Origin of the sequence: Myxococcus sp. CA033 (assembly GCF_013336625.1) — a bacterium.
GTDB classification, from domain to species: domain Bacteria; phylum Myxococcota; class Myxococcia; order Myxococcales; family Myxococcaceae; genus Myxococcus; species Myxococcus llanfairpwllgwyngyllgogerychwyrndrobwllllantysiliogogogochensis.
In genome coordinates this window covers 185,542-205,257 of record NZ_JABUMU010000013.1, presented here as the reverse complement: position 1 = coordinate 205,257, position 19,716 = coordinate 185,542, and the positions used below count along the sequence as shown (strand labels likewise).

The window sequence follows — 19,716 nt, the reverse complement described above, 5'->3', positions numbered from 1 at the left end:
CTCACTCGTCGAAATCGTCCTCGTCATCATCCGGGAGCAAGCTCCGCTTGGGCAGCGGCGCCGGCTTCTCCGGAGTGAACACGACACGGCGGTTGCGACCCTCGCCCTCGGCCGTCACCTTCAACCCCGCCACACCTTCTACCGCCTTCAAGACGCGCGCGCGGTCATCCTGTTTCATCGCGGCGAGCGCGTAGAAGCGCCCCAGGCTGGCGGACTTCTCCGCGAGCCGGCGGACCGCCTCTCGCAGCGCCGCATCCTCTTCCACGGCCACCGAGCGCTCATCCGACTCGCCGCCCGCCCGCGCGGGCGCCGCCGCACTCCGAGGCGCCGCGGCCTGAGCCGCCCCTCGCTGCGCCTGCTTCCCGGGAGCCTGCGACTGAGCCACGGGAGCAGGCGCACGGGGCGCCGCCGCGGGAGCAGGAGCCGGGGCCGCCGCCGCGCCAGCCACGGGGGCGGGCGCCTGCGCGGGGGCCTGCTGCTGCGGCTCGCGACGCTGACGAGGCTCCGGGTGCGCGCCACAGCCCAGCACCACCCAGCGCCGCTCGACGCCGGGACGGTGCAGCATCTTGTTGAGCAGGAACTGGAGCGAATCCAGCACCTGACTGCGGCGACCCTGCTCCACGCCGGGAGGAGGACCCGCCTCGAAGTGCAGCGCGACGGACAGGCTGCCATCCGCCGCGTCCTGCATGTCCAGGCGCGCGGGGAAGCCCATCAGCCCGAGGATGTCCCCGAGGAGCTTCTCCACGCGCGGCCGGAAGTCCGGGGCCGGAGTCCCGCCCGAGGCGGGAGCGCCGCCCACGGGGGCCTGCTGAGGAACCTGCTGCTCGCTCACTTGCGTTTTCCTCCCGCTGTCGCCACCGCGGGCGTTCCGCCCCCTGCCTGGGGCTTGTTCTTCCGGTCCAGCCACTTCCGGAGCCCGTACTGCTGCGCGATGGAGAGGATGTTGTTGGTGAAGATGTAGAGCGACAGGCCCGCCGGGTACTGAAGCAGCGTCAGCGTGAAGATGCCGGGCACGAACCAGGTCATGATCTTCGCCTGGGTCGCATCCATCATCTGCGGCTGCATCTTCTGGGTGATGATCATCGAAATGCCCAGCGCCAGGGGCAGCAGGTACGTGGGGTCCTTGTAGGTCAGGTCCCTCCAGATGGGACCGAAGAAGGGCTCACCGTACAGGTCGAAGCTGTTGCGCAGCGCCGTGAAGAGGGCAATCCAGACCGGCATCTGGATGAGCAGCGGGAGGCAGCCGCCGAGCGGATTGACCTTCGCCTCCTGGTACAGCTTCATGATTTCCACGTTCTGCTGCTCGCGGTTGTCCGCGAACTTCTTGCGAATCTCCTCCATGCGCGGCTGGAGCTTCTTCACCTCTTCCATGCTGACCATGGAGCGGTAGGTGAGTGGCAGCAGCACCAGCTTCACCACAACGGTGAGCAGGATGATGGCCACGCCCCAGTTGCCGGTGAGGCCGTGGAAGAACTTCATGATGCCCAGGAGAATCTTGCAGATGACCGCCCAGATGCCGAAGTCGACGGTGTCCTCGAGCTTCGGGTGGAACACGGCCTCGCCCAGGCCCGCGGCCTGACGCAGCTCCGGACCGGGCACCACGGCCATCAGGTCCGGGTCCTTGGGGCCCAGGTAGCCACCGAGCCGCAGCGTCACCGTCTCGCCCGCGCCCACGCTCAGCGGGAAGGCCGCCGTCACCTGCCGCGCGGTGGGCGTGGCGGTGAGGATGCAGTGACCGGGACGCGGCCCGTCCAGCGGGTAGAGCGCGGACAGGAAGTACTGCTGGTTGATGCCGAAGAAGTGGATCTGCCCCTTGGTGTCCTCGGGCTTGTCGTCGCCCGGGTTCATGTTGTGGAGCTTCTCGTCCACCCAGCACGCGGAGCGGCTCAGGTTGCCCACGCCGCCGAAGAAGGACGGGGCGTGCTCGAAGTTCGGGTCGATGGCGCGGCCGTAGTGCACCTGGAGCTCGCCGTTCTGCGGCTGGCCGGAGGTGTTCTTCACCTGGATGGTGTACGTGAGCTCGAAGCCCTCGTGCGGCCACTGGAGCACCTTCACGACTTCCCACGGGCCCTGGCGGCCGGTGAAGGTGACGGACTCGGCGCCGCCGCCCTTCTTCTCCTCCACCGTGTAGGGCACGTTCTTCGGCAGGGGGCTTGAGCCCTCGATGGTGACGGACAGGGGCAACGGCTCGTTGGGCACCGGCTGCGCCAGGTTCATCTGCGGCGCGGGAGGCACCTCCTTGCCCACCAGCAACTGCCAGCCCTGGGCCAACGTGAGCGAGTGCTGCTCACGCAGCTTCACACCCTGCAACTGGGCCTCCGTCAGGCCCGCCCCCAGCGAGGAGAAGCGGTAGACGGAGTCCTTGCGCATCATCTCCACCTGCCGCGCGGGCGGGGGAGGAGTGGCGTCCGAGGGAGTTCCGGTGGGCGGCGGCGTGCCCTCACCGGACGGAGGAAGGGCGGCCTGGGCCGTGGTGCCCGCGTCCTGCGTCGTGCCGGTGGTCGTCACACCCGCGTCGTCGGCGCCGGGGGCGGCCGGCGGGGGCGGGAAGAGGAACATCCATCCGGCGGTGACGGCGAAGGAGAGCAGCAGGGCGACCAGCAGCCGCTTCTGGGAGTCGTTCGACTGGGGCGAAAGCGGATCGTTCATAGAGGTCCCTCCCCTCGGGGGAGGGTGCGGCAAGGGGTGGAAGCCCCGTCACGGCACCGGGTCGATGCCACCGGGGTGGAAAGGCTGGCAGCGCATCAAGCGCCACAGGGTGAGCCAGGAGCCCTTGAGGCCTCCGTGCTTTTCCAGCGCCTCCATGGCGTAGGTGGAGCAGGAGGGGTGGAAGCGGCACACCTTCGGCAAGAGCGGCCCGAGGAACTTCCGGTAGAACCGGATGGGCAGCGAGATGGCGAAGGCGAGCGGGCTCATCTGGGAGGCTCCTTCGGCTTCGGCTCGGCGGCCGGCGGGAGCCGCTGCAGCTTACGGGTGACACCGTCGAAGGCGCGGGACAGAGCCACGAAGGAGGCTTCCTTCGCGGACGAGCGCGCCACCAACACAACGTCCAGGCCCGGGGGCCATTGCATGCGGCGCTTGCGGAACAACTCCCGCAGCACCCGCCTCAGGCGCGCCCGTACCACCGCGTTTCCCACCTTGCTCGACACGGTGAGGCCAACACGGGAGTACGTCCGGCCATTGCGCTTGTAGAGAGCGAGGAGACAGTCGGAGGGGAGCTTCTGCCCACCGTCCTGCACCTCGAGGAACTCACGCCTGCTGAGCAGGCGAAGGGCCTTGGGGAAGCGCTGGTCTGCCGGGCCCTGCTGCCCCGGCGTCGCACCCTCGGCCCTCACACGCGGACTCGCTTACTTCTTCGCAGCCGACACGACCAGCCGCTTGCGGCCCTTCGCGCGGCGGCGCTTGAGGACATCCCGGCCGGACTTGGTGGCGTTGCGCTTGCGGAACCCGTGGGTGCGGTTGCGGCGCAGCTTCGACGGCTGGTACGTGCGCTTGGACACGGCTCGAACTCCTTGATGATGAAGGCGGCGCCTCCTGCTGCTCCGGCGCGACCTGAACTAGGGAAAGGGCCGGGGGCATACCCCATTTCCAGGGTAAGTCAACGGAGGATCACCTCCACCCGCCCCATTTTCCCGATCCTGGGAACGAAACCGTCGCCCCCTGCCCACAGAGGGGGCGCCTGCCTGCCTACATGGGTCCGGAAACGGAAGTCCAGGCCGCCCGGCCGATCACCCCGGGGCTCGGAACTTCCGCCAGGCCCTGCAATGCGCTCAAACGACCTTTCGCGCCGCGTTAGAGTCGGGTGATGCCCCAGGTGCATGTCGCCCAGGAACATGAGTGCTTGAATGACATCGCGGCTCGCTACGGCCTGCTCCCCGAGGCCATCTGGAATGACCCGGGTAACGCTGAACTCCGTGAGCTGCGCCAGGACCCCAATGTGCTCCTGGCCGGCGATGTCCTGACGATTCCCGCCCTCCAGCAGGTCCGCCACGCCGCCCAGACGGGCAGGCGCTACCGCTTCCGCCGCAAGGGCGTGCCCGTGCAGGTCCAGGTGCGGCTCCTGAGCGGCTCGGAGCCCCGAAAGGACGCCCGGTACCTCCTGGAGGTCGACGGTGAGGCCCTCTCCGGCACCACCGGGCCCGACGGGGACGTCACGTTCTGGGTCATGCCGGGCAGCCAGCAGGCCACGCTCGAGCTGGAAGGGGAGGAGCGCTACGAGTTGAAGCTGAGCCGGTTGGACCCGGCCACGGAGGCCAGCGGCGTGCGCCAGCGGCTCATCAACCTGGGCTACCTGGACGTCGAAGGGGACGAGGACGAGCTCGCCGTCGCCGTCATCGCCTTCAAGCGCGAGCACTGCGGCCTGGAGCTGACACCGGAGGACCTGCTCGCGTGTGACGACGACGCGTACGAGCGCGTCACCACCGTCGACGACCGCACGCGCACCCAGCTCATCGCCATCCACGGCTCCTGACCTTCACCGTCCAACATCGCGCCCGCGAAAGCCCTCATGGCCCACGAGTGGATTCTCTACATCGACAGTGACGCAACCGTTCTGCGCGCCACGCGGAACCTCCTGAGCCGCTACGACCTCTTCCAGCTGCGTGAAGACACCGGATGGATGACGGACACCCTCATCGACCACGGCGTCACCGGCTACGACGACGGGCTGGGGGCGCTGAACGCCCACCAGGTGATGTGGATTTCCCCCTCCGTGGTCAAGGCGGGCAAGGACGGGGATGACGAGGCCTTCGGCAACTCCCTGGGCGCGGAGCTGGGTGCCGCGCGGCACCTGGACCTGGCGACCACCCAGCTGCCGAAGGACGCGCCGGTGCTCCTCTTTCCCGTCAACACCGAGGAGACCCACTGGAGCCTGCTCGTCTTCTCCGCGGCGACCCGCGCCTTCGTGCACTACGACTCCCTGGGGGAGAGCAACGCGGGCGCGGCCCGGGCCCTCATCCAGAAGCTCCACGCGAAGGGCTATCTCTCCCGGGCGCTCGACTTCACGACCTCCGCGGACGTCGAGCGGCAGGAGGATGGCTACAACTGCGGCCTCTACGTCATCCAGTTCGCCCGGGCCCTGATGCGCGCGGGGCAGACGCTCTCCGCGAACCAGCTCGGCCTCATCACCAGCGCGAGCTGCGACCTGCTGCGAGGACAGATGTTGAGGGCGCTCGAGCCCCTCTTTCCGCCCGCGCCCCTGGCCCAGCCACCGCCTCCGCTCGGGGGCGAGTCGTCTGCCCGGAAGGAGCGCAAGCCTCCCGAGCCCACGAAGAAGAGCGACTCGGACGTCATCCTCAAGAAGTCGCTGATGAGCACGAAGAGCAGCCGGAAGAAGAAGCTCAAGACGGCCCTGCTGCTCGCGACGAACAACGACCGGGACTTCACCAAGTGCTTCATCCACACCAGCCCGAGCGCGCTGACGGTCATCAACGGCGAGCGCGCCGAGAGCCTGATGACCCTGGTGGACGAAGGACGGACCCTCTGGGAGGTGCTCGGTGAGTCGTCGAGCGTTCCCTCACCCCGGAAGCCCAAGGGGGGCGGGTTCGTCTCCAAGTACTCCACCTATGTGGAGAAGGGCGGCTTCACGCTGGAGCCCCGACTCCATCCGGACACCTCCGAGGCCATCCAGACGGACCGGACGCAGAGCCTCCTCAAGCGCGTGCCCGCGGAGGGCTTCCAGCCCACCTTCTTCCAGTTCCAGCGCCAGGACATGAACACGCTCCTGGCGCACTACGAGCAGAACGTTCCCGACTTCCACCACAACCACCAGCACATCGCGCGCAGCCTGATACTCGGCATGGCCATGGCGAACTTCTACCTGCGCCATGGCCAGCCGCGCTTCCTGCCCGGGGACACGCGACCGGAGAGCTTGCGCACCAAACCAGCCAATGACGACGGGCAACGCGACGAAGCCCTCGCGCGGATGCCCGAGCCCGAGCTGGATGAGGTGGACATCTCCGCCATCGCCTACGGCATCGGCATGCATGACTGCGCCCGCGCCAGCTCAGGCAAGGACGTCTGGGAGCACGAGAGCGCGCGCAACTGCTTCTACTACCTGCGCGAGTCCGGCTACGGGAACGAGTACGCCGCCTACGTCGCGAGGATGATCGTCAAGAACGAGCAGAACGACGACGAGCGAAAGGAGAAGCCGAAGCCCCCGGAGGAGAAGGGCGTCTCCGTCGCGAAGGTCCTCACCGTGAGCAAGGTGGACAGCCGCTCCGCGAAGAAGGGCGACGCGAAGAACACCGCGCGCACGGATGAGCCCAAGCCTCCGAGGCTGGGGGACCTCAACGAGCAGATTGTCCACGACGCGGACACGCTCGAAATCCACCGCGTCCTCAACAACAAGAAGTTCCTGCCAGAGCGACTGCTGTTCCTGACCGATGAGCGGCTGGACAGGGTGAAGCTGGCGGAGGGACGCAAGCAGGAGTTCCGCGAGCAGCTCATCGCGGACGCGGCCTGGTTCGTCCACATCACCGAGAAGATCGCCGTGCCGCCCGAAGACGGAGACGACGGCAAGCCCGGAGGGCCAGGGAGGGTCCACTTCGAGGAAGGGCTCAAGTCCTTCCGGGGCGTGACGAAGCAGTTCTGCGGCTACTTCGAGGCCCACGAGTCGGTGCTCATCGAGGCCATCGTCCAGAAGCCTCGGTCCTTCCCCTTCTTCTACCAGTACTACTTCCACGCCTGCTTCGACCCGAAGGACGCCCAGTTCCTGAAGCTCACGCCCGAGGAGCGCCTGGTGCTGGTCCGCGCGCGCATCAACACCATCGAGCGCGTGACGCGCGACCACGCCCTCGCCACCGAGGCCCTGACGGCCTTCAACACCACGGGCTCCACGGACTACACCGTCGAGAACTTCGGCCGGGATTTGGTGCAGTTCCAGCTCACGGCGAACCTCAACTGCGATGACCTGGAGAAGGTCATCGACGCGGTGGACCGGGGCACGAAGCTGCCGGCACACCTGGCCCAGTACTGGGAGATCTTCTTCAAGACGGGCAAGCAGCGCGTGGGCGCGAGCACGGACTCGGTGCCTCGCGACAACGCCGAGCGCTTCAAGGTCCAGTACCAGACCCCCTGCGAGTCCCCTGGCTTCGACCGCGCGCGCCGGCCCAAGTACGCCGCCATCAACCTGGCGCAGACGACGTCCGGCGCGTGCCCCAAGTACGGCGACGCGGCCTACATCCTCAAGCCCCACCTCTGGCGGCGCATCACCCTCACGCACAACGACACCTTCAGCGTGGGCGTGTTCCCCGACGACCTCTGCACGCCCACCCACCCGTTCACCCTCTTGAAGCAGATCAGCGGCCTGCGCTTCCAGGAGGACCACCTGAAGCTCTACGCCGCCGGGCGGGGACAGAACGACGGCCTGCGCAGGGCGGCCCAGAAGAAGGCCGCCATCCCCTACATCGAGGCCCACATCCACGGGCTCGTCGAGTGGGCCCACGACGTGGAGGAGATTCGCATCAGCGTGAACCCAGCGAGCCGCGACGCGTACAAGAGCGAGGAGAAGGTCTGGGACTGGGGCGCCTTCGACGCGAAGCTGCTCGCCTTCGCTCAACTGTGGGCCACCGACGAGCGCCCCGGCGGCATCCCCGTGCGCTACGTGAGCGACGACAGCTTCGAGGTCTTCTCCACCCGGGAGGACGCGATGAAACAGCAGAACCCCCTCGGCGCGCGGACCGTCACCGGAAAGCTCTCCGGCGCGCAGCACCACAAGGCGCCTCCAAAGCCGAAGCTCCCCGTGTCCGACTCGAAGCCTCCCGACTCGAAGTTCCCCAGCTCCGAAGCGGAGTCCACGCTCTAACGGATGCCCTCGCCCATGCTGACCATTCGAGAGAACCAGCTGAGCGCGCTCGGCGCCGTCTCGGAGCAGCGCTTCGAAGCGGACTTGCGCGAGCACTTGCGGCGCCACTTCCCCGAGGAACTGCGAGCCTTGGACGACGCGGCGCTCGCGGCGCACGTGAGAGAGGGCATGAGTCAGGCGAAGGCGCGCTCGCTCACGTCCAGGCAGGGCCTCACCTGGTACCTGGAGGTGACGGCGCTGCACGGGCTCGACTTCGAGTCACGTCCCGAGCTGCGCTGGGCCCGGCAGATGCTCGATGACGCGGACGTCACCGAGCCGCACGAGCGGATGCGCCGCCTGCACCTGGAGGCGACACGCAGGAAGCAGCGCGAAGCACGCAACGCCCAGACACGACAGCGCTTCAGGAACGGAGGGACCTAGGACATGGGCCTCGAAGACAACAGTGCCGCGGTGCAGGCGTGCCCCCTGGAAGAGGGCTGGGTGGAGCTCGAACTGGTGGGGGAGAACGACATGCCCATCGCCAACGAGCGCTTCATCGTCATCCTCGCGGACGGCACCCAGCGAAAGGGACGCACGGATGCGCGGGGCTTCGCGCGCGTCGGCGGACTGCCCCAGGGGCCGTGTCACCTCTGCTTCCCGGAGCTGGATGCCCAGAGCCACGAAGCGCTGGGCGTGGTGCCCTCCAGCGGATCCACCGGGAGCCCCTGAGGGCGCGCACGCGCGAAACCGCGCCCTTTTGCATTCCGTACCCACAGTCAAGTCGGGACAGGGGAACCCCAGCGGTTGGGGGGCGTCGGGCGGATCTCCACAATCGCGCCGGGGCGGCATGGCCGTTGCCGATCATCCGGACCCGGAAAAGATCCTTCAACGGCGCCGCTTTGGGTCGGTAGCTTGATCCACCCGGAAGCGTCTGTTAGCACCGCCAGACGCTCGCAACTCCCTCCGCTTTGCACGGTTGAGACACACTTGAACGCCCTCGCTCAGGCCGCACCCTCCATTCCAAGTGCTGGAATTCTCTGGAACAAGATGCTGGAGGCCATCCGTCAGGAAGGCCGTCAGTACGCGCTCCAGTGGTTGGACCGGGTTCGCGCGCTGGAGGTCCGTGACGGGGCGCTCGTCCTCGGTGTTCCGGATCGCTTCTTCCGCGACTGGGTGGATGACCACTACCGCGGATTGCTCGAAGGACACCTGGCCCGGTTGGGTGACGGACTCGTCTCCGTCGCCTACGAAGTGGTGGAGGGACTTGTCCCGGAGGGCTTCTTCCCGCCCACACCCACCGTGAAGGTGAGCATTGGCCGTCCTTCGAGGCTGAACAGCCGCTTCACGTTCAACACCTTCGTGGTGGCGGACAGCAACCAGCTCCCCGCCGCGGCGGCGCAGGCCGTGTCCGACAAGCCGGGCCACCACTACAACCCGCTCTACATCTACGGCGGCACCGGCCTGGGGAAGACGCACCTGCTGCAGGCGGTGGGCAATCACATCTGGGAGAAGGACCCCACGCAGCGGGTGGTGTTCCTGTCGAGCGAGCAGTTCACCAACGAGTACGTGGAGAGCGTTCGCGAGCACCGCATGACGGACTTCCGGCGGAAGTTCCGGGAAGAGTGCGACGTGCTGCTCATCGACGACATCCAGTTCCTGGGCAAGCGCGAGGAGACGCAGAAGGAGTTCTTCTACACCTTCAACACGCTCTACGAGCTGGGCAAGGCCATCATCCTCACCAGCGACACGGTGCCCGCGGAGATTCCGGGCCTGGAGGAGCGGCTGCGCAGTCGCTTCACCATGGGGTTGATGACAGACATCCGCGAGCCCACGTACGAGACGCGGGTGGCCATCCTCCAGAAGAAGGCCCTGACGGAGAACCTGGACCTGCCGGACTCGGTGGCGCACTTCATCGCCAAGCACATCCAGAAGAACGTGCGTGAGCTCGAAGGCGCGCTGGTGAAGCTGTCCGCGGTGCACAGTCTGACGCGCCAGCCGGTGACGGAGGAGTTCGCCGCGGAGGTGCTGCGCGACATCCTCCCCGCGCAGAACGTGGTGGACGTGGAAGCCATCCAGCGCGAGGTGGCTCGCTTCTACAAAGTCACGGTGGAGTCGTTGAAGGAAGACCGCCGTCACAAGGCCCTGGCGCATGCGCGGCAGGTGGCCATGTACCTGAGCCGCAAGCTGACCAAGAGCTCCTACCCGGAGATTGCGTCCCGCTTCAGCAAGGACCACTCCACCGTCATCTCCGCCGTGCGCAAGGTGGAGGGGCTGCGGGAGTCGGACCCCACCGTGAAGCGGGAGCTGGCGGAGCTGGAGCTGCGGCTCGGCGGTCAGTGAGCGTTCGGTCTTCCTCCTCCCCGGGTTGAGGCACCGCGTCACGCCGGGCCGACGACCAGGAATGGGGGGTGGCTCCGTATCCCAGGTGCCGTGTCCCCTCGCCTGAAGAGCCTGGTGCCCCTCATCGTCTTGCTGGCGGTGATGGCCCTGTGGAGCTTCGAGGCGCAGCGAGGCTGGAAGCCGTCCGCGCCCACCCAGGTCATCTCGGTGAGCCACCCCGCACCGCGCTCCGACGAGCCCCTTCCCACCGCTGTCCCAAAGACAGTCCCACCCGGGAAGCGAGGCCGACAACGCGTGCTGACGCCCGGCCTGGAACACCGATACTCGTTCGACCTGGATGCGCGTTCGGCCGAGCAGCTCCCCGGCGCGGAGACGGGACGCACCTGGCGGCACACCGGCTGGAGCGGAGTGCTGGAGCTGACGTATCTGGGCGAGGAGGGAGGGCAGCACTTCTTCTCCGCTCGGGTGGAGCCCTCGCGGGTGGAGGTGGAGGAGCCACTCGGCGAAGACGAACTGCGCGCCTTTCGTTCGCGCTTCGAGCGGCCCGTGTACGTGGCCCAGGACCCCCGTGGACGCGTGCTCTCGGTGCACTTCGACGGAGAGCTGGCCGAGAGGGAGAGGCGGTTCGTGCGCTTGCTGCTGGCGGCCACCCAGTTCGTGGCGGAGGACGGGCGGAGCTGGAGCACGGAGGAGACGGACACCACCGGGGACTACGAGTCGGAGTACCGCGCGGGGGGCAGCGCGAACACGTACGTGAAGACGAAGCGGCGCTACCTGCGGACGGCGCTGCCGTTGTGGGCGCCGACGGGGCCTCGGGGTCCGGGCCTGGTGGTGCCTCGGCTGCGGGGGCACCTGGACTTCATGCTCGACGAGGACGGGCTCTTGCGAGAGGTGACGGGCTCGGACGTGGTGGAGCTGGGAGGCGGCGCGACGGGACTGCCCCAGACGCGCGCGGAGACCCGGGTGGCGCTGACTCGACTGGAGACGCCGCGTCGGACATCGCTGTCGATGCGAGTGTTTCGAGAGTCCCGGAGCCGGCTGCACGCGGAACCCCTGTCGGCGATGGAGTCCGCGCGCATGGGGGCGGCGACGGTGGAGGGGGACCGTCGGCTGGTGGGGGATGCGACGCTGGAGGTCCTGCTCGGCGTGCTGGAGACGGAGACGCGGGAGCAGGAGTTGCTTCAGGCCCGGGAGCGACTGGCGGCGCTGTTCCGACTGCTGCCCACGAAGGCGGTGTTGGCGGCGCGGCGCGTGCGGCGGGTGGCGGCGGCGCAAGACGGCGGGGTGGCTCAGGTGTTGGACGCGCTGGGGAGCGCGGGGACTCCGGAGGCACAGCGGGAGCTGGCCCGGCTGCTGGGGGAATCACGGCTGAGGGTGACGACACGGGCGTTGGTGGCCACGGCGGCGGGGAAGGTGGCGCGGCCGTCGGCGGAGTTGACGCAAGCGTTGGCTCGGGCCGTGGGAGCGACGAAGGAAGGCGAGCTGAAGCGCGCGGTGGTGCTCGCGCTCGGTTCGGTGGCGAAGGGGTTGGAGCGCTCGGAGCCCGGACGTGCGCTCGGGGTGCTCGATGGGTTGATGGGGCGCTGCGAGGCGAAGCGGCTGGATGTGGAGACGTGCTTGCGGGCGCTGGCGCGGACGGGCTCGGCGCGGGGGTTGGAGTATGCGCGCGCGGCGCTGGCTCACCGCTCGGCGGAGGTGCGCGTGGTGGCCACGGAGGCGCTGGGGGCGATGGCGGGCGCGGATGTGGATGTGTTGTTGGACACGGTGCTGCTGGAGGACCCGGAGGCACGGGTGCGCGTGCAGGCGGCGGTGATGATTTCGCGGCGCGTGGCCGGTCCGCACCTGCGCGCGGTGGCGCAGGTGTTGCGTGCGGAGCCCGAGCCCCAGGTCCGCGCCGAGGTGGTGCGGATGCTGGGGACACTGCTCACCGTGGAGCACCTGGCCGGTGAGCTCTTGCGCGACGTGGTCGCCCGCGATGACTCCGAGGACGTGAGACGTCTGGCTTCATCACTCCTCGCGGAGTAGGGCGTCCCTCGAGGAAGTGACGTGAAAGGTTGTTTGTGATATGAGGACCTGGCGCATCAGTAGTGTCGCAACCTGGTCGGACTTTCACTCACCCGTTCACGGCACGGCAACCGCCCGCTCACGGGAGGACCCGGCCTAGACTGGCTTCATGATTCGGTCCATCACGCTCCAGAACTTCAAGAGCTTCGGCACTCTGCAGAGGGTTCCCCTGGAGCCCATCACCGTGCTGGTCGGTCCCAACAACTCGGGCAAGTCGAGCTTCATGACCGTGGGCCGGTTCGTGTCCAATCTGGTCGTCGGTCAGGGACAAGATGCCGTGATGCAGGAAGGAGACTCTCACTTCCTCTTCCATCGCCCATACATCCACGCTCCCAAGCACGGCGAAAACCTTGCCCTGGGCTGGGAGACGGATCTCGGGAGCACTTACATCCTTGAGCTATCACGATCATCCCGCGTCGGAGCCATTCCCTCCTTTGAGGAAATCAGCGCATCGGAAGCTGACCTGAACATTCGGTTCCGGTACCCCAACGACTTCATCGTCCGAGGAGTCCAGACCCAAAACTCCACTGGGGACCTCGCACCGGCTCTCAGATTCGTTGTCGCTGGCGAAGACAGAAGGATGCTGGGTTTCTGGCAGCCCCTCGCTCACTCACGCATGGTCAAGCTGTCGCTCCGGTCTCTGCGCGCGGACTCCGAGGTAGTCCCCGAGCCAAAACTCACTCCCGAGGGAGCAGGACTCGCGGCGGTGCTCGGACTGTGGCGTGGCTCCCGCCCAGAGAAGGTCGAGGAGCTGGAGTCCTTTCTCCAGAAGTGCCTCCCTGAAGTCCGCAATGCGCTCGTGCGCCCAGCGCCTACGCCCGGACACCAGCGCCTCTGGCTGCGTCAACGCGACGGAGAGGAGTTCGACGCCGAGCACCTCTCCGACGGTGTGCTCTGCTTCACCGCGCTCACCATGCACGCCATCGAGGCAGGCCCCGGACAAATCATCTTCATCGAGGAACCCGAGCACTCCATCCACCCACGTCGCCTGCGCGAGCTGGTGGACCTGCTCAAGGAACTCACCCTCGCGAAAAAGTGCCAGTTCGTCATCGCGACCCACTCCCCCGTGCTGCTCAATGCCTTCCGTGACGAGCCAGAGGCCATCGTCCTCTTCCGCCGCTCGGAAACAGGGACACGTGTGAACCGCCTTCAGGACATCCCCCTCCTGCGTGAAGCCCTGACAAGTGCGCCTCCAGGCGAACTGCTGGAGAGCGGTTTCTTCAACCAGGACTTCTAGGCCACCACGACATGCTCACTGTCGCCATCGCTAGCGAGAACGATGAGATGGACGCGGAGGTCTATCGCGTCCTTCTCGCCCGAATGCTCAGTGTCGAAGTCCAGCGCTGGTCCACCCAGATCAGCTTCCACGGCGGCGGATTCCGGCGGGTCCGCAAACTCTCGGAGGCATTCCTGGAAACCGCTGCCTCGAACGGTGTCAATCGCGCACTCGTGGCCGTCGACAACGACGGTGGGAGCAAAAAGTGCCCGGAGCATGAGCACTCCCACACGCCCGAACAGCACGGTGCCAAGGAGGACGACTGTCGGGTCTGCTGGCTCTCCCAGGCCGTCCCGGCATCCTGGAAGGGAACGTCTCACCGAGCGTGCATCGTGGTGCCCATCCAGACGCTCGAAACCTGGTTGCTCCAGCTCCGAGGTGACGATTTCGGGGGACGACCTCCCGAGACGCGCTACCACCGGTCTCAGCTCAAGAAGCAGTTCTACGGACATCCTCTCCCGCCCAATGCCCGCTGCACCCAACTGGCACTGGAGCAACTGGCGCGTCCCGACGCACTCGACCGCCTCCGCGAGCGCAAGAGCTTCCAGCACTTCGCCGCACAGCTTCAGGGCTGGTGAGACGAGGGCACGCTTACGAAGCGCTCCAGCACCGCGTCAAGGGTCCCCGCAACCTGCGCCTCGTCGTACTTGAGCCCGGTACCCAGATCCTTCACGAGCGTGGTGATGACCCCTTCCACCGTGCGCATCGCCTGAAGGCGAGCCCGCCCCTCGGACAGGCTGTGTACCTGACGACCGGAGAGGCTCGCTTGAGCCTTCGGTGGTCCCAGCTCCCGCACAACCTCGACGAGCACTCCCTGAAGAGAGCTCCGTCCCAGCTCCGCCTCCACCACCTGGAGCCGCTCTCGCAACAGCAGGGTGAACCGAGCCACCTCGTCCTCGAGCGTGGCCATGCGCACCCCGGCCTCCAGTGACCAGCGGGTGAAGCTCTCGGAATGAGGAACCCGCAGCTCCGAGAGCTGCCGGTCCAGGGACAACACGACCCGATAGCTGGGACCTGGTCCCGAGTCCTCGAAGTGAACCCGGACGACCTGTCCCCCCGAGCGCAGCCGCTCGCGGAGCATCCGCACGTGCGGGTCGTCGGCCACACCCTCCAGCGCTTGATGGATGAAGTGCCGCCAGCCCTGTCTCACGGAGCCACCCTGCCGCGCGTTCAGTTCCAGGTCAACGATGCCACCCCTGAATCCTCGGACACCCGAGCCTCAGCGTCGAGTGTCCGACCGGGTCCCTGTTCCATCACCGACGGTAGCTCCCACCCCTCACGCCTCCGGAACCCACAGCGCGCGCAGGTCCGCGGGGAGCTGGCCAATCACATCCTCGGCCTCTCCCTCGGAAATATGCGCTCGCACCGTGGCGAACACTGCGCGCGTGAGGCGCTCCGCTTCGTTCGGCGTCGTGTCCAGGTCGTCGGAGACCATCTGGAGGAACTCCAGCATCTTGAACTTGCGGGGAGGCAGGCCCTCGTGTCGCGGGCAGCGCTGCAACAAGTCCCTCACCTTCTGCGGCAACTGCGCCTCCAGGTGCTCCACCTCCTGGCCCATCAACCGCTGCTCCAGCGTGCAGAGCACCGACTCCGCGGCCCGCTCCGCGAGCGGACGGTCGACTCCCGCCTTCGCCTCCAGGTCCCTCAAGAAGAGCGTGTACGTCCGCGACGTCCTCGACTCGCGCCGCTTCGCTCGCAGCTCCTCCGTCGACGTGCTCGGGCGCTCGCCTGCCTCTGGTCGTCCCTCGTTTTCATTCGCCATGTCGTGGCCCTCCCCCTGTCCGGGTGTGGTGGCTGACTCCCACCCACTCACCGTGGACACCTCCCTCCCGGAAGGCACCACGCCCCCGCCGCGCGCCGGGGCGGCGGGCCGGCACTCAGGCGGGAAGCCGCTCCAGGAAGCCCTTCATGAGCGGCCCGAAGAGCAGCAACCACAGCACCGTGCCCCCGACCCCCAGCAGGATGCCCGCCACCGCCTGCCACCCCTTACCGATGGGAGGCCGCGCTCGCGAATCCACCTTCCGCAAGGCGATGAGGCCGAAGACCACCGCCACGGGCCCCAGCACCGGAAAGATGAACGTCGTGAACCCCAACGACAGCGCATGTCTCGCCATCGGGTTGTTGACTCGCAAATCCCACAAACGTCGCAGCTCCTTCTCCGACACGTCCACGCGGAAGAAGAGCCGGTTCCTCGTGTCGAGGAAGATTTGCAACGCGGTGACGAAAAGCAGGAACCCGCCCACGAGCAGCGCGGGGCCGAACATCGCCGCGCCCGCCACGCCCGCGACCACCGGCGTGAAGACCAGGGCCGTCCTCGCCCAGTGCTGTCCCAGGTAGAACGCCCCACCCACGACCGCGGCGCCGAGCAGCACCAGCGCCATGGGCCAGACGCCTTGCAACAAGGCCGTCAGCACGCCCGCGAGCACCGCCAGCGTCCCGACTCCCACCAGCCACGCATTCGTGTCGCGCCGCCCCCAGAGCTTCAGCCGGAAGGTCTCCAGGTAGTTCACTTCCGGGCGGAGGGAGCAGGCCGCGCAATACAGCACGCCCATCACCCACGTGGAGCACTCCTCACAGACGAAGCCGCCGCAGCGCTGACACGTCCCCCCCGCCTCCACCTCCGGGTGGAGAGCGCAGCGAGGCGTGACACCGACCAAGGAAACCATGCGCTCCAGTGTCTCATGGAGCGCCGCGCGCTTGGGACGCGAGTCAACGGACACCTCATCCCGCTCGGAGCCGGCCCTCAACAGTTGCCACCCGCCGCCCATTCCGCTTGTCATTCCTTGCCCACCCGGCGAGGGACGCGTGCTAAGCGCGAGAGGTGAGTCCCTGGCACGGAAGCCCCGGAGGAACCTTGTCCCGAATGAAGGCCCTCGTCGCCGCAGCCCTCGTCGTCTTCGGGCTCCCGGCACTCGCCCTCTCAGCACAAGAGGCGAAGCCGCTGGAGCCCGGTCGCGAAGCGGTCGCCATCCCCTACGAGAAGTACACGCTGCCCAACGGCTTGGAGGTCATCCTCTCCGTCGACCGCAAGCTGCCCGTCGTCTCCGTCAACGTCTGGTACCACGTCGGCGCCTACCACGAGCAGCCCGGCCGCACCGGCTTCGCCCACCTCTTCGAGCACATGATGTTCCAGGGCTCGCGCAACGTGGCCGATGACGTGCACATCTCCATGCTCGAACAGTTGGGCGCCACCGACCTCAACGGCACCACCAGCTTCGACCGCACCAACTACTTCGAGACGGTGCCCACCCACCACCTGGAGACCGCCCTCTGGCTGGAGAGCGACCGCATGGGCTTCCTGCTCGACGCGCTCTCCCCGGAGAAGCTCGCCACCCAGCGCGAGGTGGTGAAGAACGAGCGCCGCCAGGGCACCGAGACGGCCCCCTATGGCCTCGCCCGCGAGGCGTCCTGGCACGCGCTGTTCCCCCTGCCGCACCCGTACCACGGTGACGTCATCGGCTCGATGAAGGACCTGGACGCGGCCACGCCGGAGGACGTGAAGGACTTCTTCCGCAAGTGGTACGCGCCGTCCAACGCCACGCTCGCCGTCGTCGGTGACTTCGACGTGGCGAAGACGAAGGCCCTCATCGAGAAGTACTTCGGCTCGCTGCCCAGCCACCCCAAGCCGACGAAGCCCGAGGTCGCCTCGGTGAAGCTCGCGCAGCCCGTGGTCATCCGCCACGAGGAGCGCGTGGCCACGCTGCCCCTATTGTCCATCCAGTGGCTGTCGCCCGGGTACTTCGAGGACGGGGACGCCACCGCGGACGTGCTGGCCACGGCGCTCGGGACCGGCAAGGCCAGCCGCCTCTACCGCCGGCTGGTGTTGGACAAGCAGCTTGCCCAGAGCGTCAACGTCACCCAGCAGAGCCAGGGCGCGCAGTCGGTCTTCACGCTCGACGTGGTGGCCCGGCCCGGCGTCTCCACGGACGCGCTGCTCAAGGAAGTGGACGCGGTGCTGGAAGACATCCGTCGCAACGGCATCACCCCGGAGGAAATCCAGCGCGCCCGCACCCGCTATGACACGCGCACGCTGGCGGGCCTCCAGTCCATCGGCGGCTTCGGTGGCAAGGCGGACGTGCTGCAGAACTACAACCACTTCGTCGGTGAGCCCAGCTACGTGGCGCAGGACCTGGCGCGCTACGAGACGGTGACGCCCGAGTCCGTGAAGCTGTTCGCTCGCGACACGCTGCGCCCCGATGCCCGCGTCATCCTCCACGCCGTGCCTCCCGCCCGGAAGCAGGCACCCGTCGAACCGAAGGAGCGCCACTGATGCGCCGCCTCATCACCGCCCTCGTCGCCGTCTCGCTCGCGGGCTGCGCCAGCCAGCAGAAGCCCGCCTCCAGCGAGCCCCAGGGCACCACCGCCCCCCAGTCCCCGAACCCCGCGGCGCCCGCCGACGCGGAGGCCTTCCGCGCGACGCCGCCCCAGCCCGGCAAGCCTCCGGAGTTGGTGCTGCCCACCTTCCAGAAGGCGATGCTCGACAACGGACTGACCGTGCTGGTGAGCACCCGGCGTGAGCTGCCGCTCGTCTTCGCGGGCGTCACCTTCGCCGCGGGCAGCGCGCAGGACCCGGTGGGCAAGAAGGGCCTCGCCGACCTGACGTACCGCATGCTGCTGGAGGGCGCGGGCACCCGCGACACGGTGGCGTTGGACAATGCCTTCTCGGACCTGGGCGTGTCCGCCTTCCAGGAGGTGTCTCCGGATGGCGCGCAGGTGGGCGTGCGCGTGCTGACGCGCAACGTGGATGCCGCGCTGGCCCTGCTGGCGGACGTCACCCTGCGGCCCACCTTCGCTCCCAAGGCCTTCGAGCGGCGCAAGAAGCAGCAGCTCGCGGACCTGGTGCGCCGGCTGGGTCAGCCCAGCGCGCTGGGGCAGATTGTCTTCCTGTCCTCCGTCTTCGGGAGCACGCACCCGTACGGGCACACGTCCGCGGGCATGCCCGACACCGTGCAGGCGCTTTCGCTGGAGGACATCCAGGGCTTCTACAAGAAGCACGTGGGTCCGGCCGCCGCGGCGCTCGTGCTGACGGGTGACATCTCGCTGGACGAGGCCGTGGCCTTCGCGAAGCAGCACTTCGGTGCATGGAAGGCGCCCGCGACCCCGCCCGCCGCGCCGCCCGCGCCGTCTACTCCCGCGCGCCAGATGGTGTACGTGGTGCCCAAGCCCGGCCTGGACCAGACGGTGATGATGCTGGGCCGTCCCGCCATCGCCGCGGGCAATCCGGACGAGTACTCGCTGGAGCTGGCCACCACCGTGTTCGGCGGCTTCTTCGGCAGCCGGCTCAACATGAACCTGCGCGAGGCCAAGGGCTACAGCTACGGCGCGGGGGCGAGCACGGATGCGCGCCTGGGCGTCGGTCCGCTCACGGCCTATACGTCGGTGCGCGCGGACGTGACGGGCCCCGCGCTCAACGAGACGATGGGCGAGTTGAATGGCCTGAAGTCGAAGCCCATCACCGAGAAGGAGCTGGCGGCCGCGCGCGAGGGCCTCATCCGCGCCTTCCCCGGCGCCTTCGAGTCGGTGGAGGGCCTGGGCTCCAGCGCGTCGCAGCTGTATCGCAAGCGCCGGCCGTTGGATGAGTTCAACCGCACCGTGGAGGGGCTGCGCACCGCCACGGCGGCCGACGTGCAGCGCGCGGCCGAGAAGTACCTGGACCCGGCCACGCTGCAAATCATCCTCGTGGGAGACCCGCTGCTCATCCAGGAGCAGGTGTCTCCGCTCAACCTGGGCAAGCTGATGGCGGTGGAGCCGGACACGCAGCCGGGCAGCGCGAGCGCGCGCCCGTAGTCGTCAGTCCAGCAACGAGCCCGGCGCGTCGACGAAGGACGCGTCGGGCCTCTTCAGCGAGGGCGTCAGTCCTCCTCCTCGACCTGACGCTCCAGGGCCCGTTCGCGTCCCTGCCGCTCGCGCTCCAACTCGTCCGCCTCATCGATGGGGCTGCGGATGTCAGGCACGTCGCCGCCGACGGGGCCGTCGCTGTCGAGCGCGAACTTCTGCTCCCGCGTGCTGCGGATGGAGTCCGCGGCGTAGAGGGGCAGGGTGTCATCCGCCTCCAGACCTCGCTCCACGCGGTCCTTCGCGAAGGTCGGCTTGTGGTGGCCCCCGGCCCCGCCACCCTTCGAGGGGTCGTTCTTCTTGTTGCCCGTGCCCATGTCGCGCTCCTCGTCGAAGGGCGCGGAGTGCATCCCCACGCCGACTCCACACAGGGCTCAATGTCGGAGCGACGACAGCGGGCACCAAGCTCCGTGCGACG

At 68.0% G+C, this 19,716-nt stretch carries 19 protein-coding genes; 10 read left to right on the top strand and 9 right to left on the bottom strand.

Features of this window, described 5'->3' with window-relative positions; all coding sequences use genetic code 11:
• Nucleotide 1: 1 nt before the first annotated feature.
• The 5 genes from HUA78_RS27500 to rpmH are packed head-to-tail and all read right to left on the bottom strand — an operon-like array spanning nucleotide 2 to nucleotide 3,500.
• Nucleotides 2-832, bottom strand: coding sequence for a hypothetical protein (locus HUA78_RS27500; RefSeq protein ID WP_371745672.1), 831 nt, complete (start codon nucleotides 830-832; stop codon nucleotides 2-4).
• Nucleotides 829-2,649, bottom strand: coding sequence for a membrane protein insertase YidC (gene yidC / locus HUA78_RS27495; RefSeq protein WP_174456106.1), 1,821 nt, complete (start codon nucleotides 2,647-2,649; stop codon nucleotides 829-831). The genes HUA78_RS27500 and yidC overlap by 4 nt, the downstream gene beginning before the upstream one ends.
• A 48-nt stretch (nucleotides 2,650-2,697) precedes the next feature.
• Nucleotides 2,698-2,916 (bottom strand): membrane protein insertion efficiency factor YidD, encoded by a 219-nt coding sequence (gene yidD, locus HUA78_RS27490; RefSeq protein WP_141648954.1) that lies wholly within the window; start codon nucleotides 2,914-2,916, stop codon nucleotides 2,698-2,700.
• The gene (gene rnpA, locus HUA78_RS27485) at nucleotides 2,913-3,335 is read right to left on the bottom strand and encodes a ribonuclease P protein component (protein WP_141648953.1); all 423 of its coding nucleotides are present in this window, start codon (nucleotides 3,333-3,335) and stop codon (nucleotides 2,913-2,915) included. The genes yidD and rnpA overlap by 4 nt, the downstream gene beginning before the upstream one ends.
• A 12-nt stretch (nucleotides 3,336-3,347) precedes the next feature.
• The gene (gene rpmH / locus HUA78_RS27480; RefSeq protein ID WP_141648952.1) at nucleotides 3,348-3,500 is read right to left on the bottom strand and encodes a 50S ribosomal protein L34; all 153 of its coding nucleotides are present in this window, start codon (nucleotides 3,498-3,500) and stop codon (nucleotides 3,348-3,350) included.
• A 305-nt stretch (nucleotides 3,501-3,805) separates the two neighbouring features.
• On the opposite strand from rpmH, the gene HUA78_RS27475 reads away from it, so the two are divergent.
• From HUA78_RS27475 to HUA78_RS27440, 8 genes are all read left to right on the top strand, one after another.
• On the top strand, nucleotides 3,806-4,471 hold the full coding sequence (locus HUA78_RS27475; RefSeq protein ID WP_217442613.1) for a LysM domain-containing protein: 666 nt from the start codon (nucleotides 3,806-3,808) through the stop codon (nucleotides 4,469-4,471).
• A gap of 36 nt (nucleotides 4,472-4,507) precedes the next feature.
• Nucleotides 4,508-7,804 (top strand): DUF3626 domain-containing protein, encoded by a 3,297-nt coding sequence (locus HUA78_RS27470; protein WP_174477485.1) that lies wholly within the window; start codon nucleotides 4,508-4,510, stop codon nucleotides 7,802-7,804.
• A gap of 15 nt (nucleotides 7,805-7,819) precedes the next feature.
• Complete coding sequence (locus HUA78_RS27465; protein ID WP_174477484.1) at nucleotides 7,820-8,224, top strand: hypothetical protein; 405 nt, start codon at nucleotides 7,820-7,822, stop codon at nucleotides 8,222-8,224.
• Nucleotides 8,225-8,227: 3 nt separating this feature from the next.
• Nucleotides 8,228-8,512, top strand: coding sequence for a hypothetical protein (locus tag HUA78_RS27460; protein WP_141648948.1), 285 nt, complete (start codon nucleotides 8,228-8,230; stop codon nucleotides 8,510-8,512).
• 258 nt (nucleotides 8,513-8,770) lie between these two features.
• The gene (dnaA, locus tag HUA78_RS27455) at nucleotides 8,771-10,123 is read left to right on the top strand and encodes a chromosomal replication initiator protein DnaA (RefSeq protein ID WP_141648947.1); all 1,353 of its coding nucleotides are present in this window, start codon (nucleotides 8,771-8,773) and stop codon (nucleotides 10,121-10,123) included.
• A gap of 90 nt (nucleotides 10,124-10,213) precedes the next feature.
• A complete protein-coding gene (locus HUA78_RS27450; protein ID WP_371745671.1) occupies nucleotides 10,214-12,148 on the top strand; it encodes a HEAT repeat domain-containing protein in 1,935 nt (644 codons plus the stop codon).
• 148 nt (nucleotides 12,149-12,296) lie between these two features.
• On the top strand, nucleotides 12,297-13,424 hold the full coding sequence (locus HUA78_RS46690; protein ID WP_174477503.1) for an AAA family ATPase: 1,128 nt from the start codon (nucleotides 12,297-12,299) through the stop codon (nucleotides 13,422-13,424).
• A 47-nt stretch (nucleotides 13,425-13,471) separates the two neighbouring features.
• Nucleotides 13,472-14,041, top strand: a complete 570-nt coding sequence (locus HUA78_RS27440; protein WP_174477483.1) for a hypothetical protein — start codon at nucleotides 13,472-13,474, stop codon at nucleotides 14,039-14,041.
• Here HUA78_RS27440 and HUA78_RS27435 read toward each other — a convergent pair.
• The 3 genes from HUA78_RS27435 to HUA78_RS27425 form a co-directional block, all read right to left on the bottom strand.
• Entirely contained in the window at nucleotides 14,029-14,613 is a 585-nt protein-coding gene (locus HUA78_RS27435) for a hypothetical protein (RefSeq protein ID WP_174477482.1), read from the bottom strand. The two genes, HUA78_RS27440 and HUA78_RS27435, sit on opposite strands and share 13 nt — an antisense overlap.
• A gap of 126 nt (nucleotides 14,614-14,739) precedes the next feature.
• A complete protein-coding gene (locus HUA78_RS27430) occupies nucleotides 14,740-15,225 on the bottom strand; it encodes a DUF2267 domain-containing protein (RefSeq protein WP_141648609.1) in 486 nt (161 codons plus the stop codon).
• Between the two features lie 115 nt (nucleotides 15,226-15,340).
• Entirely contained in the window at nucleotides 15,341-16,129 is a 789-nt protein-coding gene (locus tag HUA78_RS27425) for a DUF4190 domain-containing protein (RefSeq protein ID WP_174468584.1), read from the bottom strand.
• Between the two features lie 197 nt (nucleotides 16,130-16,326).
• Here HUA78_RS27425 and HUA78_RS27420 point away from each other — a divergent pair, with 197 nt between their 5' ends.
• On the top strand, nucleotides 16,327-17,733 hold the full coding sequence (locus tag HUA78_RS27420; RefSeq protein ID WP_174456100.1) for a pitrilysin family protein: 1,407 nt from the start codon (nucleotides 16,327-16,329) through the stop codon (nucleotides 17,731-17,733).
• Nucleotides 17,733-19,250, top strand: coding sequence for an insulinase family protein (locus HUA78_RS27415; RefSeq protein ID WP_174477481.1), 1,518 nt, complete (start codon nucleotides 17,733-17,735; stop codon nucleotides 19,248-19,250). Before HUA78_RS27420 ends, HUA78_RS27415 begins: the two co-directional genes overlap by 1 nt.
• Before the next feature lie 65 nt (nucleotides 19,251-19,315).
• Here HUA78_RS27415 and HUA78_RS27410 read toward each other — a convergent pair whose 3' ends face one another.
• On the bottom strand, nucleotides 19,316-19,615 hold the full coding sequence (locus HUA78_RS27410; protein WP_141648617.1) for a hypothetical protein: 300 nt from the start codon (nucleotides 19,613-19,615) through the stop codon (nucleotides 19,316-19,318).
• Nucleotides 19,616-19,716: the final 101 nt, after the last annotated feature.